Raw genomic sequence first — 14,593 nt, 5'->3', positions numbered from 1 at the left:
TCGGCGGCGCAGCCGTCGTAGCGCGGTTGACGCGGCCTGTCGGGAAACCAGATTGACCGGGTTGGGGCCGCTTCGCGGCCCAGCGGGAGCAAGCTCCCTCGCCACAAGAGCTAGGCACAACCTCGTTACAGAGCCGCTTTCAAATCTTGCGCCATACGCTCGCCAACCAAGGCTGCTGTTCTCGCGGCAGCCCCGCCGGCCGGTAGTAATGCTCCAGCTCCACAAAACCCGCCTGCGTGAGCGACACGCGCCAGGCCGCGAGGTCGTGATACGCGCCAAAGCGTTGGCCGTTCCAGCCTTCCTGGTTTTCGCCCCGGGGGTTTGAGCTGAACAGCACGCCGCCGGGCTTGAGCGTGGCGTGCAATTGCTTGAGCACGCGCGGCAGCTCCTGCACAGGGATGTGGAACAGGACGGCGTTGGCGAAGATCCCGTCGAAACGCTCCGCCGGCAGATCGAGTTGCAGGAAATCCTGTTGCCACACCTCGCATCCGCTGTCCTGGCGGGCCATGCGCGCGAATTCGCTCGAACCGTCGAGGCCCACCGCGACATGGCCCATGGCCGTGAAGGTGCGAAGATCACGCCCAGGGCCGCAGCCGAAATCGAGGATATGGAACGGCGCCTGGCCTTGGATGTGTCGCAGCAGGGCGTCGATGTTCTGGCTGACGTCATGATCGCGGGTGCCTTCGCGAAAACTCTCCGCCACGGCGTTGTAATGGCCAAGGGTCGTGGCGGTGATGGACTGCAGATCGTCGGCGGTGTGTTTCATGGTCGCTGGCTTTGGATTGGGAGTGTTTGATGACTATACCGCAAGCTCGCTTCCCACAATGTTTCGCCTCTCAGCGCTTGTTCAGCCCCCGCGCCAACCGATCCCCGCCCAGTTGAATCATCGCCACCAATGCCACCAGCAACACGATCACCGTGAGCATGATCTGGCTGTCGAAACGCTGGTAACCGTAGCGGTAGGCAATGTCACCCAGGCCTCCGGCGCCGATCGCCCCGGCCATGGCCGATGAATTGATCATGGTCACCAGGGTGATGGTAAAGCCGCCGACGATGCCGGGCAGCGCTTCGGGTAGCAGCACATGCCAGACGATGTGCCAGCGCCGGCAACCCATGGCCTGGGCCGCTTCGATCAGGCCATGGTCAACTTCCCGCAAGCTGACTTCGGCGATACGCGCAAAAAACGGCGTGGCGGCAATCGTCAGCGGCACCACCGCGGCCCATACGCCATAGGTGGTGCCGACAATCAATCGGGTGAACGGAATCAGCGCCACCATGAGGATCAGGAAGGGGATCGAGCGGAACAAATTCACAAACCCGCCCAGGGCCTTGTTCAAGGCGGGCGCCTCATAGATGCCGCCCTTGCCGCTTGTGACCAGAATCACCGCCAGCGGAATGCCCGCCAGCAACGCGATCAGCGACGACACGCCAACCATGAGGAACGTGTCGATGAAGCCCTGCAGCAATCGGTCAAACCACATAACCCAACACCTCCACCCGTTGTGCCCAGTTGCCCGCACGTTGACGCAGTTCATCAGCGCCCCATGACGACCCGCTCACCGCCAGCAGCAACTGCCCCAGCCCGTGGCCTTGAATTCTTTCCAGGCCGCCGTGCAGCAGCCGTACCCGTCCACCCAGGGCACTGAACAGGGCCGCGAGGTCTGGTTCGTCGCCGCTGTGCCCCGTGAATTGCAGGCGCAGTACAGTGGCTGCGTCGGCGGAGGTCGGGTGGGGTTGCAAGCGGCTTTGCAGTTCGTCGGGCAGCGCGTGCTGCAACGGCGCCAGGAGCGTGCGGCTGACGGCATGCTGCGGGTTGCCGAAGACTTCCCAGACCGGCCCTTGTTCGACGATCCGTCCTTGTTCGAGCACCACCACCCGGTCGCAGACTTCGCGGATGACCGCCATTTCATGGGTGATCAGCACGATGGTCAGGCCCAGCCGCTGGTTGATCTCACGCAGCAAACCGAGGATCGATTGAGTCGTTTCCGGATCGAGCGCCGAGGTGGCCTCGTCGCACAACAGGATCTGCGGGTCATGGACCAGCGCCCGGGCAATCCCGACACGCTGCTTCTGACCGCCCGAGAGCTGCGCCGGATAGGCGCCGTGCTTACCTTGCAGGCCGACCAGTTCCAACAATTCGCGAACCTTGTGCAGACGTTGTTCCTTGGGCACGCCGGCAACCTTGAGCGGCAGCTCGACGTTCTGCCACACCGTCTTGGCCGACATCAGGTTGAAGTGCTGGAAGATCATGCCGATGCGCCGGCGCAGCTCCACGAGACGATCTGCATCGAACTCGCCGATGTCCACCTGATCGATCAGCACCCGTCCGCTGGTGGGTTGTTCGAGGCGGTTGATGGTGCGGATCAGCGAGGACTTGCCCGCGCCACTGCGGCCGATGATGCCAAAGACCTCGCCGCGCTGGATCGCCAGGTCGATGCCTTGCAGCGCGGCCACCGGGCCCTGGGTGCCAGGGTAGGTCTTGCCGAGGCCGATGAAGCGCACATGGGCACGGTTCAGTTCTGGATGCAGCTCGGTCTGGTCGGCGATGTGGGGCGCGGGGGCTTCATGGCGGAGTCGAGCGTTGACGGCACTCATGATCAGCCTTCCCAGCCGGCTTGGTAGAGCTTGCCATGCGCCTTGTCCAGGGCCGCGCGCACGGCAGGTGAGTGTTGGTAAATGTCGACGAACTTGATCAGCCTTGGATCGTTCTCGCTCTTGGGCTGGATCACGAACTGGATGACATATTCCTTGTGGTCGAGGCCGTCGAAGAGCAAGGCAGACGTCGCGTCGAAGGTGTTCGCGAGGCGAATGTAGGCTGGATAACCTTGTACCAGATCGGCGTCTTCATAGGCACGCACCAACTGCACGGCTTCGACTTGCAGGATCTTGAGCTTCTTTGGGTTGGCGATGATGTCGTCTTCGGTGGCCTTGTAGCCGACGCCCGGCTTGAGCTGGATCAGCCCGGCCTTGGCCAGCAATTGCAAACCGCGTCCGCTATTGATCGGATCGTTGGCAATGGCCACGCTGGCGCCTTCGGGCAGCTCGTCGAAGCTTTTGTACTTCTTCGAATAGAGGCCGACGTTGTTGATGATTCCCGGTGCGAACGGCACCAGGTCGAAACCGGCGGCGGCCTTGGCGTTCTCCAGGAACGGTATGTGCTGGAAATAATTCACGTCGATGTCGCCCGAAGCGAGGCTGACGTTAGGCGCAATCCAGTCGCTGAATTCCACCAGTTCGACTTTCAGGCCTTGTTTGCCGGCCTCTTCGACGGCGGCCTCCAAGGGAATGGCGAACGCAGCGGTGGTGCCGATTTTCAACGGGGCGTCGGCGGCGAACAATGCCGAGCTGAACAGGCCGAAAGCCAGGGCCAGGGTTCTGACTGGCAGAGTGAGGAAGTGCTTGGTCATGTCGGATATTCCAGTCATCGATTAATTGAGTGATGCGCCTTTGTGGCGAGGGAGCTTGCTCCCGCTGGGCTACGAAGTAGCCCCAAACTCTTTGGGCGGGCTTCGCCCATCAGCGGGAGCAAGCCCCCTCGCCACAGGATGAGTGCCGGTAGGTTGAGCCGGTATGTTGTTCGGGCAAATGAGCCCCCCCGTGAAACAGCTTTTCCCGCAACGTGCCATCGTCGTATTCGGTCTTGTACGACCCGCGTCCCTGCAGCTCGGGAATCACCAGGTCGATGAAGTCCAGGTAACTTTGCGGCGTGACGATGCGGGTCAGGTTGAAGCCGTCGAGGCCGGTTTCGGCGATCCAGGATTCCAGCTCATCGGCGACCTGTTCGGGCGAGCCGACCACCGTGATGTAGCGACCGCCCAAGGCGTGTTGCTCCAGCAATCTGCGTCGGGTCCAGTCGTTGTTTTGCAGGGTCTTGGTGGCGGACTGGATGGCGTTGCTCTTCACGTACTGGATCGGTTCGTCCAGTTCGTACTCGGCAAAATCAATGCCCGTCGAGGCGGAGAAATGCGCCACTCCGGCCTCGGCGCTGGCGTAGCCCAGGTACTCGGCATGCTTGGTCCAGGCCGCCGCTTCGGTTTCGCCGACGATCACGTTCAGGCCCATGAACACTTTGATGTCTTCGGCATGGCGCCCAGCCGCGAGGGCGCTGGCGCGGACCTTGTCCACCTGGACCTTGGTCGCCGGTTTGTTCTGGCCACTGATGAACACGCACTCCGCATGGCGCCCAGCGAACAGCAGGCCCCGCTCGGAGCTGCCCGCCTGGAACAGTACCGGCGTGCGCTGTGGCGAGGGCTCGCAGAGGTGATAACCCTCGATCTGATAGAACTCCCCCTGATGCTGGACCTTGTGCACTTTCTCTGGCCGGGCATAAATCCGCTGCTCGCGATCGTTGATGACCGCGTCGTCTTCCCAACTGCCTTCCCATAGCTTGTAGAGCACTTGCAGGTACTCGTCGGCCTGGTCGTAGCGCCGGTCGTGCTCGACCTGCGCGGTAAGGCCCATGGCCTTGGCGGCGCTGTCCAGGTAGCCGGTGACGATGTTCCAGCCAACCCGTCCGCGGCTCAGGTGGTCCAGGGTGCTCATGCGCCGGGCGAACAGGTACGGCGGTTCGTAGGTCAAGTTGGCGGTGAGGCCAAAGCCGAGGTTCTTCGTCACTGCGGCCATTGCCGATACCAGCAGCAACGGGTCGTTGACCGGCAGTTGAATCGATTCTTTCAGCGTGACGTCCACGGACTGCTGGTAAACGTCATAGACCCCGACGATATCGGCAATGAACAACCCGTCGAACAAACCTCGCTCCAGCAACTGGGCCAGCCCGGTCCAGTATTCAATGGTGTTGAACTGGGTCGAAGTGTCCTCTGGATGGGTCCACAGACCGTGGTTGATGTGCCCGATGCAGTTCATGTTGAACGCGTTGAGGAGGATTTTTTTCTTGCCGGCCGCCATCAGATTGTCCCCCGCAGCGGCGGTTTTTCATCGTTGAGGTAGAAGTTGCCGACCGCGTGATACTTCCAGCGCACCGGGTCGTGCAGGGTGTGCACTCGGGCGTTGCGCCAGTGGCGGTCGAGGCCATGCTCGGCCAGGGTCGCCTGGCTGCCGGCCAGTTCGAAGAGCGTGCTGCCGGCGGCGAGGGAAATTTCAGTGCTGAGGGCCCGGGCTTCGGCCACGGCGATCGAGGCCGCCGCCACCGTTTCTGCGTTCGTGTCGGCCTGGGCGCGGTCAAGAAATTCACCGGCGCGTTCCAGCAAGGCTTCGGCGGCATGCAGGCGAATGCTCAGGTGGCCGAAGCTTTTAAGAGTGTGCGGGTCCTGGGTGGCGACGTCGCTGGTGGCGTCGATCCACGGACGGGTTTTGCTGCGGACAAAATGCAGGGCGTCTTCATAGGCGGCGCGGGCGATGCCGGCGTCGATGGCGGCGTGGAGGATCTGCGCCAACGGGCCTACCGGCGTTGGGCGTTCGAAGGCGCTCTGGAAGGGCACGATGTCTTCGGCACTGACAAGGACATCCTCAAACACCACCGAGCCGCTGCCGGTGGTGCGCTGGCCGAAACCGCTCCAGTCGTCGATCACCGTCAGGCCCTTGCTGCTGCGCGGGACGAACGCCAATTGCTGCACGCCGTTTTCATCCACCACCGAGGTGGGGATGCGCTGGGCATAGATCGCCCCGGTGGCGTAGAACTTGCGGCCATTGATGCGATAGGCCTCGCCGTCGCGACGCAGTTGGGTGATGCGGTCATGGGCCGTCCTCGTCCCGAGTTCCGCCAGGGCATTGCCGAACCGCTGGCCGGCCAGCACCTCGGCGTACAGCCGTTGCTTCTGGGCCTCGCGGCCGTTAACCCGCAGCACTTCCAATGCATAGAAATGATTTTGCGGAATCTGGCCGAGCGAACCATCGGCCTGTGAGATCAGCGCGATGACCTTGGCCAGCGTGACGTTGGATACGCCCGCACCGCCGTAGGCCTTGGGCACGCTGATGCCCCAAAGGCCCGCGCGAGTGAACGCTTCCAGCTCCGCAAGAGGCAGACGCCGTTCGCGGTCGCGCAGGGCACTGTCGCGTTTGAAGTCATCAGCCAGGTCGCTGGCGACAATCAAGGCTTGTTCATCGCTGGTGATCACCGCGACGTGTTGGGAAAACGTCATGTGCTGCTCCAGAGTCGGGGTCGTCAAATCCAGGAGTGCCGGGCCGGCAAGGTGCCGTTCAGGCGGTAATCGCCGACCGCGTGGTATTTCCAGCGCACGGGGTCGTGCAGGGTGTGGACCCGTGCGTTGCGCCAGTGGCGATCAAGGTTGAATTCAGCGAGGGTGGCGCGGCTGCCGGCCAGCTCGAACAGTTTCTCGCTGGCGTGCAGGGCGATTTCGGTGGTCAGGACCTTGGCTTCGGCGACGGCTATCGAGGCGCGGGCGGCGGACTGTTCGGTGATCGGCGCGGCGTTGACCTGGTCAAGCACCTGCCCGGCCTTGCGCAGCAAAGCCTCGGCGGCGTGCAGTTCGATCTTCAGCTTGCCGACATCGGCGATGACATACAGATCGTCACTGGCCCGCTCGACGTTGGCGTCGATCCAGGGGCGCGAGCGTTTGCGCACGAAGTCGATGGCATCGTCGATGGCGCCGCGGGCGATGCCCAGGTCAATAGCGGCCTGGATCAGTTGCGAAAATGCTCCTTGCACGTTGGGCGTGTCGTTGATGCGCCAGTTGTCCAGTACCAGCTCGGCGTCGACCCGCACATCGTTCAGCAGCACCGTGCCACTGGCCGTGGTGCGCTGGCCGAAGCCCGACCAGTCATCAACGATCCGCAGGCCCGGTGTGCCGCGCCGCACGAACGCCAATACCTGGCGACCCTCCTCATTCAAGGCCTTGACGGCGACCCAATGGGCGAACAGCGCACCGGTGGAATAGAACTTCTGCCCGTTGATGACATAGCCGTCACCGTCGGCCGTGATCCGTGCCTTGAGTTCCAAGGTGTTGCGGGTGCCGCGCTCCGGTCCGGCATTGCCGATGCGCCAGCCTTCCAGCACGCTTTGGAGAAGCAATCTCTTCTGCCGCTCGGTGCCCGTGGCAAGAATCAGCTGGAGCACGCCGAACTGGTTTTGGGGAATCTGACCAAGGGCCGGATCGGCAGCGCAAATGATTGCAAACACCTCGGCGATCGTGACGCAGGAGACTTGCGGGCCACCGTAATCGCGGGGCACGGCAATGCTGCCGAGCCCGCTGCGGGTGAATTGCTCGATTTCCGACCAGGGCAGCTTGCGTTGCTGGTCGCGACGCGCAGCTTGCTGGCGCGCCAATTGCGCCAGTTCATGGGCAGCTTTGATTGCTTCGGCATCGGTGCGCAGCACCTGCGCCGGCAGCAATGGTGGGGCGATGTTTAGGTCGCTCTGGACCTTTGCCTGTGCCAGATCGGACATCACAGCCACTCCGTGGCTGCACGCAGTGCCTTGGCGCCCTGCATTGGGGTGATTGTGTTCCGTACCATACCCACCTCACATCTCAAGAAAACGCCGCGATGAAGCGGCGACCAAAATCAAGAATGTCCGGTGGTCCGGTTTATATACCCTAAACGCGTAGATATTATTTTTGAAATAACTTTTAGGAATAACCATAGGCTGGATGTGATACCGGCGTGGCCTGCCCAGATACGACCATGGAAGAGAAACGTCACGGCGCCCGGCGTCGCGGTTCAGCGGCCACGAGCAGGTCTGTCGGCGGATTCTTCAGATACGGGTTGGCGCAACCGATCTTCAACGTACGCGGCGGAGCCCAGCGGGAATTGTTGCCCACCCGGTCGATGATGCAATAGGTCACTTCCAGACGCAGGTCCTCGCCCGCTTCCATGATGACTTCCGGCGGAACCCAGACGTGGACCGGTTGGCCAACTTCACAAGGCTTGATCCTTGGCAGGTCCATGCGCACGTCGCCCCAACGCACGGTAATCGCATCGTCGGCGGCCATGTTCAGGTAGGGCTCGATCGTCACCGGCACGCCACGTCTGATCTGGTTCGGGTTCACGCCTTGGCGGCGGATGGTTTCCGGGATCCGCACCGGCGCCAGGCTCTGGTTTTCATCACCGGTCAAGGCCGACGGTTGGCCACCGGGGCAGTCCAGCTTGACCTGAACCTGTCGCGCCGCGGACAGCGCCGGTCCGCGTCCGATTTGCATGACGCGGTAGTGGACGCGGGAGGTCCCGTTGACGATGAAACTCTCCGGTACCCGCAGGCAAATGCTTGCGCGCAGGTCCGATTCTGTAAGCAGGCGGGAGCCGACGTAGCAGTTGTCCCAGAATAATTCGACCAGATCCCCCGGATCCATGCCGGGGTAGGGCGCTACATCGACCTCCAGGTGCGCGGCGCTGGTGATATTGATGCCGCTGCTGGCCAAGGTGGGCGCGGGCAACTCAGGGGTATGCGACGTACATGTCATGGGTGTTCTCCTTGATGTCTAAACGCACTACGTTCCGGAAATATCGAAGACGTGAATAATTGCCGCGTTACTTGGTTTTAGGATGCTCGTTGATTTTTTGTTGAAGATAAGTAAAGCGCTTCGCCTGTTTGCGTCTAGATAAAGGTTGGAGAGTTTCAGTGTCAATAGAAGCGCTTGCGCAAAAGTTGATAATGTCAGGCTTCAGAAATGTCCTACGCATTGCTGTTAAGAATACGTTGTTCTGGTCGTACTTTTCCTCGGGCGTTGGGGTTCGAGGCTTTGCAGAGTGCGGATAGGCTGATCTCAGTCGAGGCGCGACTGGATAACTTTCTAACTTGGCTGGATAAGTAAAGGCGGGAAGTTCACGTTTGGCTTTGAATGAGGGATGTTGCAAGTTGTCTTACTTCCATCCTTGGAAGTAACGACATTGTGCTGCTTTAGTGCGTGCCGTGTCCGGCTGAGAGGAACTTGCTGAGGAACTGTCGGGTACGCTCTTCTTTCGGTGCTTCAAACAATGCCTTGGCTTCGCCTTGTTCAACGATCACGCCTTTGTCGAAGAACACCACGCGGTTTGCCACATCCCGGGCGAAGCCCATCTCGTGGGTCACGATGACCATGGTGCGTTTTTCTTCGGCCAAGCCACGAATGGTTGCCAATACTTCACCCACCAGTTCCGGGTCGAGGGCCGAGGTGGGCTCGTCGAAGAGGATCACCGCCGGTTCCATCGCCAGCGCCCGGGCGATTGCCACGCGCTGTTGCTGGCCACCGGACAGGCGCCTTGGATAGGCGTTTTCCTTGCCGGCCAAGCCGACTTTCGCCAACAGTTTGCGACCCAGCGCTTCGGCGTCGGCACGGGGCGTCTTTTTCACCACGATCGGGCCTTCGGTGACGTTCTCCAGCGCGGTGCGGTGGGGGAACAGATTGAAGTTCTGGAACACGAAACCGACCTGCTGGCGCAAACGACGCACCAGGCCCTGCTGCTGGTTCAAAGGGCGACTGCCATCGATCTCGATGTCGCCGACCTTGATCCGACCGCTGCTGGGCTCTTCGAGGAAATTCAGGCAGCGCAGGAAGGTCGTCTTGCCCGAACCGCTGGGGCCGATGATCGCAACCACTTCGCCTTCTTCGATCTTCAAGTCGATGCCGTTGAGCACAACCTGGCCCTTGAACTGCTTTGTCAGTTTTTCCACGACAATCATGGGTCAGGACTCCTGGTCGTGCCGATTGACCCGAGCTTCCAATACGTTCTGCAAGTGCGAAAGCACGGTGGCGAGAACCCAGTAGATCAGCGCGGCGGCAAGATACATGGTGAAGATTTCGAAGGTACGGGCGGTGATCAATTGCGCCTGACGGAACAGCTCCGGCACCTGGATAGTCGCCGCCAGCGCGGTGTCCTTGACCAGGGAGATGAAGCTGTTGCCCAGCGGTGGCAGGGCCGTACGCGCGGCTTGCGGCAAAATGGCCCGACGCAGAGTCTGGGCACGGGTCATCCCGATGCTCGCCGCCGCTTCCCACTGGCCGCGCTCGATGGAGCTGATGGCGGCCCGCAGGATCTCACAGGCATAGGCCGCCATGTTCAGCGAGAAACCGATCAGCGCCGCTGGGAGCGGGTCCAGCTCGACCCCCAGCTGCGGCAACCCGTAGTAGATCAGGAATAACTGCACGAGCAACGGTGTGCCGCGAAAGAACGACACGTAGGCGCGGGCTATCCAGTTGACCACCTTGAGACGAGACAGGCGCATCAGCGCCAGGCCAAACCCCAGCAACAAGCCGAAGAACATCCCGCCCAGGCTGAGGATGACGGTGTAATACGCGCCCTTGAGCAGGAAGGGCGCGGAGTCCAACGCGAGTTGAAGAGCTGCTTCCATTATTGGGTGACGTCAGCGTTGAAATATTTTTCCGACAGTTTTTTCAGCGTGCCGTCGGCGCGCAGTTTTTCTATGGCTTTGTTCACGGCGGCCAACAACTCAGGCTCGCCTTTGCGCAGGGCGATACCGGCCTCCTGGCGAGAGAAGGCTTCGCCGGCGGCGGTCGTGTCCTTGGCTTTCTTGGCGTATTCCAGCGCGGCGAGGCGGTCGATCAGGATGGCGTCGATGCGGCCAACGCGCAGGTCCTGGAACTTGCTCGGGTCATCTTCGTAAGTGCGTACATCGGCGGTAGGCACGTTGGCCTTGACCCACTGTTCGTAGTTGGTGCCCAAGCCAACGCCGACTTTTTTACCGCCCAGGTCAGCGGCTTTCTTGATGTTCAGCTCGTCGGCTTTTTTGGTCAGGACCAGCGCTTGAATGCCGGAAACAGTGTACGGCTCCGAGAAGTCGTATTTCTTCTTGCGTTCTTCAGAAATGGTCACCTGATTGACCACAGCGTCCAGGCGCTTGGATTCCAGTGCCGCGAGGATGCCTGCCCATGGGGTGGTCTGCAGCTTGACCTTCACACCCAGCTCCTTGGCCAGGGCTTCGGAAAATTCCACTTCGAAACCGGTCAGCTTGCCGTCGGCGTCAACGAAGCTGAACGGTGGGTACGTGCCTTCCAGGCCGATCTTGATTTCACCAGCGTCCTTGATGTTTTGCAGTTGCTCACCGGCAACCGCTTGCCCCAGCAGGCCGGCGCCCAGTACCAGGCCCAGCGAACCCACCAGCAGGTTGCGACGTAATGCGGAAAAATTCATGACAAGCCCCTGTGTTTTCTTAGAAGACATCGTTTGGATGGAAAGGCGTCGCCGCGCTCCGAAAAGATTGCCACATCCTGCCTTAAAGCAGCCAAGACGTCTCGCGGCAAATGCGCCTGCGGCGAGACTATAGGGTGGCTTTTATAGGTTGGAAAATAATATTAAATCCTCCCTATATAACCACATGGATTGTTTTCTGGACCTCAAAACGCCGCGTTGTAGGCAAACAATGCCGGCGCACCACCGGTGTGAAGGAAGATGATCGGGCCCTCGTCGAAGCGGTCGCGACCAATGCCGTCGAGCAGGCCCGCCATGGCCTTGCCGGTGTAGACCGGGTCGAGCAAAAGCCCTTCCTGGCTCGCCAGTAGCTTGACCGCCGCCAGCGTGCCGGCGCTGGGTTCGCCGTAGCGGGGAGCAAAGTATTCATCCCACAGGTTCACTTTGAAGGCTTGCGGGACGGCGACATCCAACAGCTGCGCCGTGCGTTCGGCCAGGCCCTGGACCTTGGGGAATTGATCTTCTTCGCTACGGGAAACCGTCACGCCAATGACCGGAAGCGCGGGCAGGCTTTCGCTCAAGGCCAGCGCCAGGCCGCTGTGGGTTCCGGCACTGCCCGAGGCCAGCACGACGGCGGCGAAATCGATACCGGTGTCCTTGATCTGTTCGGCCAGCTCCAGCCCAGCACGGACATATCCCAGTGCGCCGAGGGCGTTCGAACCGCCAATCGGCACCAGGTAGGGTTTTTTCCCGTTGCTGCGCAGGCGGCCAGCGAGGGCCTGCAATTGTTCGTCGGCGTTATCCAGGTTATCCACCAATTCGACGTTCGCGTCGAACAGGTCAAGCAGCAGTCGATTGCCGTTACCCAGGTAATTGCTGTCGTCGGTGCCGATGGGGTTTTCCAGCAGCGCCACGCAACCCAGGCCCAGCCTGGCGGCCAAGGCAGCTGTCTGGCGGACATGGTTGGACTGGATCGCGCCCGCGGTGATGAGGGTGTCGGCACCTTGGGCCAACGCGTCGGCGCCCAGGTATTCAAGCTTGCGCAGCTTGTTGCCGCCCAGTGCCAAGGGCGTCAGGTCGTCGCGCTTGATGTAGACCTCGCGGCCGAGCCATTGGGAGAGGCGTTCAAGTTTTTCCAGCGGTGTCGGATGACCGAGCAGGTCGAGACGATGAAAGCGGGACAGCTGTTCTTTGATCATGAGTCCGTACTGGTTGTAGGCGATGTCGGACTATAGGCATGTGGATATTCGGGCGGCAACCAGCAATCTTCGACCCGGCGTGAATGGAGATGAAGAAGGGTTTGTAAGCTTCCACAGGGTTCGAGGCAACACTGAACGAATGCGCGCCAGGCAACGTCATACCCAGCCATAGGCTAGTGTATGAAACGTGCCATTTAGCCCGGCGATTAGTCTCTAGTTCCCTATTCATGTTTAACTTGAACGTTCATTCAAGTTAAACCATTGGTTTGCTGCCCGCTCACAACAGGAGGCTTGCCTTTGCCGAGTCCGTTTGTACACATCGCTGCTTCGCTTCGCGAGGTGCTCTGTCGATGAGCACTTCGTCCCTCCCACCCAGCGGCCTGGTCCGCATGAATCCGCCAGTGTTTTATTTCTCGGCGACCTTCATCCTGCTGTTCGGCCTGGTTGTCATCACGCTGCCCAAGCAGGCCGGCGCGTGGCTTCTGGCGGCCCAGAACTGGGCGGCCAACATGGTCGGTTGGTATTACTTGCTGGCGATGACCCTGTATCTGATTTTCGTGGTGGTCACTGCATTGTCCGGCTACGGCAAGATCAAGCTCGGAGCCGACCACGACGAACCCGAGTTCAGTTACCTGTCCTGGGCCGGCATGCTGTTCGCCGCCGGGATCAGCATCACGTTGTTCTTCTTTTGCGTTTCGGAGCCGCTGACCCATCTGGTCCAGCCCCCCCAAGGGGAGGCCGGCACCGCCGATGCGGCGCGCCAGGCCATGCAGATCCTTTTCCTGCACTGGGGCTTGCACGGCTGGGGCGTCTTTGCATTCGTCGGCATGGCCCTGGCGTACTTCGCCTATCGGCACAATTTGCCGTTGGCCTTGCGGTCGGCGTTGTACCCACTGATCGGCAAGCGCATCAATGGCCCGATCGGTTATGCAGTGGACGGCTTCGGCATCATCGCGACCGTGTTCGGCCTGGGCGCGGACATGGGGTTTGGAGTGCTGCACCTCAATTCCGGGCTGGATTACCTGTTCGGCATCGCCCACACGCAGTGGATCCAGGTTGGCCTGATCGTACTGATGATGGGGGCGGCAATCATCGTCGCCGTGGCGGGTGTCGATAAAGGTGTGCGGGTCATGTCCGACATCAACATGCTGCTGGCCTGCGCGCTGTTGCTGTTCGTGCTGTTTGCCGGGCCGACGCAGCACCTGCTCAACACGCTGATTCAGAATTTGGGGGACTACCTCGGCGCGCTGCCGATGAAAAGTTTCGACCTGTACGCCTACAACAAGCCCAGTGACTGGCTGGGCGGCTGGACCGTTTTCTACTGGGCGTGGTGGATCGCCTGGTCGCCGTTCGTGGGGCTGTTTATCGCACGGATTTCCCGTGGCCGTACGATCCGCGAATTCGTGTTTGGCGTGCTTTTGATTCCACTGGGTTTCACCCTGGCGTGGATGTCGATCTTCGGCAACAGTGCCCTCGACCAGGTACTGAACCATGGCATGAGTGCCTTGGGCATGTCCGCCCTGGAAAACCCGTCGATGAGCCTTTACCTGCTGCTGGAAACCTATCCGTGGAGCAAGACGGTGATCGCGGTCACGGTGTTTATCAGCTTCGTGTTTTTTGTCACGTCCGCCGATTCAGGCACCGTGGTGCTTTCGACGTTGTCTGCCAAGGGTGGCAGCCCCGATGAAGACGGGCCGAAATGGCTGCGTGTGTTCTGGGGAGCGATGACCGCCCTGGTGACCAGTGCCTTGCTGTTTTCCGGCAGCATCGATGCGCTCAAGTCAGCGGTGGTGCTGACGTCGTTGCCGTTCTCCATGATTCTTTTGCTGATGATGTGGGGGCTGCACAAGGCGTTCTATCTCGAATCCCAGAAGCAGATTGCGCAATTGCATTCCCTCGCGCCGGTGGCGGGGTCTCGCCGGGGCACGGGCGGCTGGCGCCAGCGTCTGAGCCAGGCGGTGCATTTCCCTTCCCGGGACGAGGTGTACCGTTTCCTGGACACCACGGTGCGCCCTGCCATTGAAGAAGTGAAAGCGGTGTTCGCTGAAAAAGGCCTGGCGGTGATGACCCAGCCAGACCCGGCCAACGACAGCGTCAGCCTGGAGATCGGCCACGGTGAGCAGCATCCGTTCATCTACCAGGTGCAGATGCGCGGCTACTTCACGCCGTCCTTCGCCCGGGGCGGCATGGGCTCCAAGCAAATCAACAACCGGCGTTACTACCGAGCCGAGGTGCACCTGAGCGAAGGCAGCCAGGATTACGACCTGGTGGGCTACTCCAAGGAGCAGGTCATCAACGACATCCTCGATCAGTACGAGCGGCACATGCAGTTCTTGCATCTGGTGCGCTGAGCT

The 14,593-nt window shown here is 61.0% G+C and carries 13 protein-coding genes; 1 reads left to right on the top strand and 12 read right to left on the bottom strand.

The window, feature by feature from the left end; all coding sequences use genetic code 11:
- Positions 1 to 139: 139 nt before the first annotated feature.
- The 12 genes from J3P81_RS23705 to J3P81_RS23650 form a co-directional block, all read right to left on the bottom strand.
- On the bottom strand, positions 140 to 766 hold the full coding sequence (locus tag J3P81_RS23705) for a class I SAM-dependent methyltransferase (RefSeq protein ID WP_434561240.1): 627 nt from the start codon (positions 764 to 766) through the stop codon (positions 140 to 142).
- 70 nt (positions 767 to 836) lie between these two features.
- Positions 837 to 1,481 (bottom strand): methionine ABC transporter permease, encoded by a 645-nt coding sequence (locus J3P81_RS23700; RefSeq protein WP_434561238.1) that lies wholly within the window; start codon positions 1,479 to 1,481, stop codon positions 837 to 839.
- Positions 1,471 to 2,595, bottom strand: coding sequence for a methionine ABC transporter ATP-binding protein (locus J3P81_RS23695; protein WP_434561236.1), 1,125 nt, complete (start codon positions 2,593 to 2,595; stop codon positions 1,471 to 1,473). The genes J3P81_RS23700 and J3P81_RS23695 overlap by 11 nt, the downstream gene beginning before the upstream one ends.
- 2 nt (positions 2,596 to 2,597) lie before the next feature.
- Positions 2,598 to 3,407, bottom strand: a complete 810-nt coding sequence (locus J3P81_RS23690) for a MetQ/NlpA family ABC transporter substrate-binding protein (protein ID WP_420766451.1) — start codon at positions 3,405 to 3,407, stop codon at positions 2,598 to 2,600.
- A gap of 109 nt (positions 3,408 to 3,516) precedes the next feature.
- Positions 3,517 to 4,905, bottom strand: a complete 1,389-nt coding sequence (locus tag J3P81_RS23685; RefSeq protein ID WP_434561234.1) for an LLM class flavin-dependent oxidoreductase — start codon at positions 4,903 to 4,905, stop codon at positions 3,517 to 3,519.
- Positions 4,905 to 6,098: an SfnB family sulfur acquisition oxidoreductase gene (locus J3P81_RS23680; RefSeq protein WP_434561232.1), complete on the bottom strand. Its 1,194-nt coding sequence runs from the start codon at positions 6,096 to 6,098 to the stop codon at positions 4,905 to 4,907. The genes J3P81_RS23685 and J3P81_RS23680 overlap by 1 nt, the downstream gene beginning before the upstream one ends.
- 23 nt (positions 6,099 to 6,121) lie before the next feature.
- Positions 6,122 to 7,363 carry an SfnB family sulfur acquisition oxidoreductase gene (locus tag J3P81_RS23675; RefSeq protein WP_434561230.1) on the bottom strand — a complete coding sequence of 414 codons (1,242 nt, stop codon included), beginning with the start codon at positions 7,361 to 7,363 and terminating at the stop codon, positions 6,122 to 6,124.
- A 250-nt stretch (positions 7,364 to 7,613) separates the two neighbouring features.
- A complete protein-coding gene (locus J3P81_RS23670; RefSeq protein WP_434561228.1) occupies positions 7,614 to 8,375 on the bottom strand; it encodes a hypothetical protein in 762 nt (253 codons plus the stop codon).
- Positions 8,376 to 8,812: 437 nt separating this feature from the next.
- Complete coding sequence (gene tcyN, locus J3P81_RS23665) at positions 8,813 to 9,574, bottom strand: L-cystine ABC transporter ATP-binding protein TcyN (protein WP_420766446.1); 762 nt, start codon at positions 9,572 to 9,574, stop codon at positions 8,813 to 8,815.
- Positions 9,575 to 9,577: 3 nt separating this feature from the next.
- Positions 9,578 to 10,243 (bottom strand): cystine ABC transporter permease, encoded by a 666-nt coding sequence (gene tcyL / locus J3P81_RS23660; protein WP_420766445.1) that lies wholly within the window; start codon positions 10,241 to 10,243, stop codon positions 9,578 to 9,580.
- Positions 10,243 to 11,043 carry a cystine ABC transporter substrate-binding protein gene (gene tcyJ / locus J3P81_RS23655; protein WP_420766444.1) on the bottom strand — a complete coding sequence of 267 codons (801 nt, stop codon included), beginning with the start codon at positions 11,041 to 11,043 and terminating at the stop codon, positions 10,243 to 10,245. Before tcyJ ends, tcyL begins: the two co-directional genes overlap by 1 nt.
- 203 nt (positions 11,044 to 11,246) lie before the next feature.
- Positions 11,247 to 12,239, bottom strand: coding sequence for a D-cysteine desulfhydrase (locus J3P81_RS23650; protein ID WP_434561226.1), 993 nt, complete (start codon positions 12,237 to 12,239; stop codon positions 11,247 to 11,249).
- A 389-nt stretch (positions 12,240 to 12,628) separates the two neighbouring features.
- Between J3P81_RS23650 and betT the strand changes: the two genes are divergently transcribed.
- Positions 12,629 to 14,590, top strand: a complete 1,962-nt coding sequence (betT, locus tag J3P81_RS23645) for a choline transporter BetT (protein WP_434564165.1) — start codon at positions 12,629 to 12,631, stop codon at positions 14,588 to 14,590.
- Positions 14,591 to 14,593 lie beyond the last annotated feature (3 nt).

Origin of the sequence: Pseudomonas sp. R1-6 (assembly GCF_051132115.1) — a bacterium.
Lineage (GTDB): Bacteria > Pseudomonadota > Gammaproteobacteria > Pseudomonadales > Pseudomonadaceae > Aquipseudomonas.
The sequence above is the reverse complement of the archived record's forward strand: the minus strand, read 5'-3'. Positions and strand labels throughout refer to the sequence as shown.

What these genes read in the sequence shown, in the direction of transcription:
- J3P81_RS23705 (WP_434561240.1), bottom strand. Translation starts at nt 766, where the DNA reads ATGAAACACACCGCCGACGATCTGCAGTCCATCACCGCCACGACCCTT.
- J3P81_RS23700 (WP_434561238.1), bottom strand. Translation starts at nt 1,481, where the DNA reads ATGTGGTTTGACCGATTGCTGCAGGGCTTCATCGACACGTTCCTCATG.
- J3P81_RS23695 (WP_434561236.1), bottom strand. Translation starts at nt 2,595, where the DNA reads ATGAGTGCCGTCAACGCTCGACTCCGCCATGAAGCCCCCGCGCCCCAC.
- J3P81_RS23690 (WP_420766451.1), bottom strand. Translation starts at nt 3,407, where the DNA reads ATGACCAAGCACTTCCTCACTCTGCCAGTCAGAACCCTGGCCCTGGCT.
- J3P81_RS23685 (WP_434561234.1), bottom strand. Translation starts at nt 4,905, where the DNA reads ATGGCGGCCGGCAAGAAAAAAATCCTCCTCAACGCGTTCAACATGAAC.
- J3P81_RS23680 (WP_434561232.1), bottom strand. Translation starts at nt 6,098, where the DNA reads ATGACGTTTTCCCAACACGTCGCGGTGATCACCAGCGATGAACAAGCC.
- J3P81_RS23675 (WP_434561230.1), bottom strand. Translation starts at nt 7,363, where the DNA reads ATGTCCGATCTGGCACAGGCAAAGGTCCAGAGCGACCTAAACATCGCC.
- J3P81_RS23670 (WP_434561228.1), bottom strand. Translation starts at nt 8,375, where the DNA reads ATGACATGTACGTCGCATACCCCTGAGTTGCCCGCGCCCACCTTGGCC.
- tcyN (WP_420766446.1), bottom strand. Translation starts at nt 9,574, where the DNA reads ATGATTGTCGTGGAAAAACTGACAAAGCAGTTCAAGGGCCAGGTTGTG.
- tcyL (WP_420766445.1), bottom strand. Translation starts at nt 10,243, where the DNA reads ATGGAAGCAGCTCTTCAACTCGCGTTGGACTCCGCGCCCTTCCTGCTC.
- tcyJ (WP_420766444.1), bottom strand. Translation starts at nt 11,043, where the DNA reads ATGAATTTTTCCGCATTACGTCGCAACCTGCTGGTGGGTTCGCTGGGC.
- J3P81_RS23650 (WP_434561226.1), bottom strand. Translation starts at nt 12,239, where the DNA reads ATGATCAAAGAACAGCTGTCCCGCTTTCATCGTCTCGACCTGCTCGGT.
- betT (WP_434564165.1), top strand. Translation starts at nt 12,629, where the DNA reads ATGAATCCGCCAGTGTTTTATTTCTCGGCGACCTTCATCCTGCTGTTC.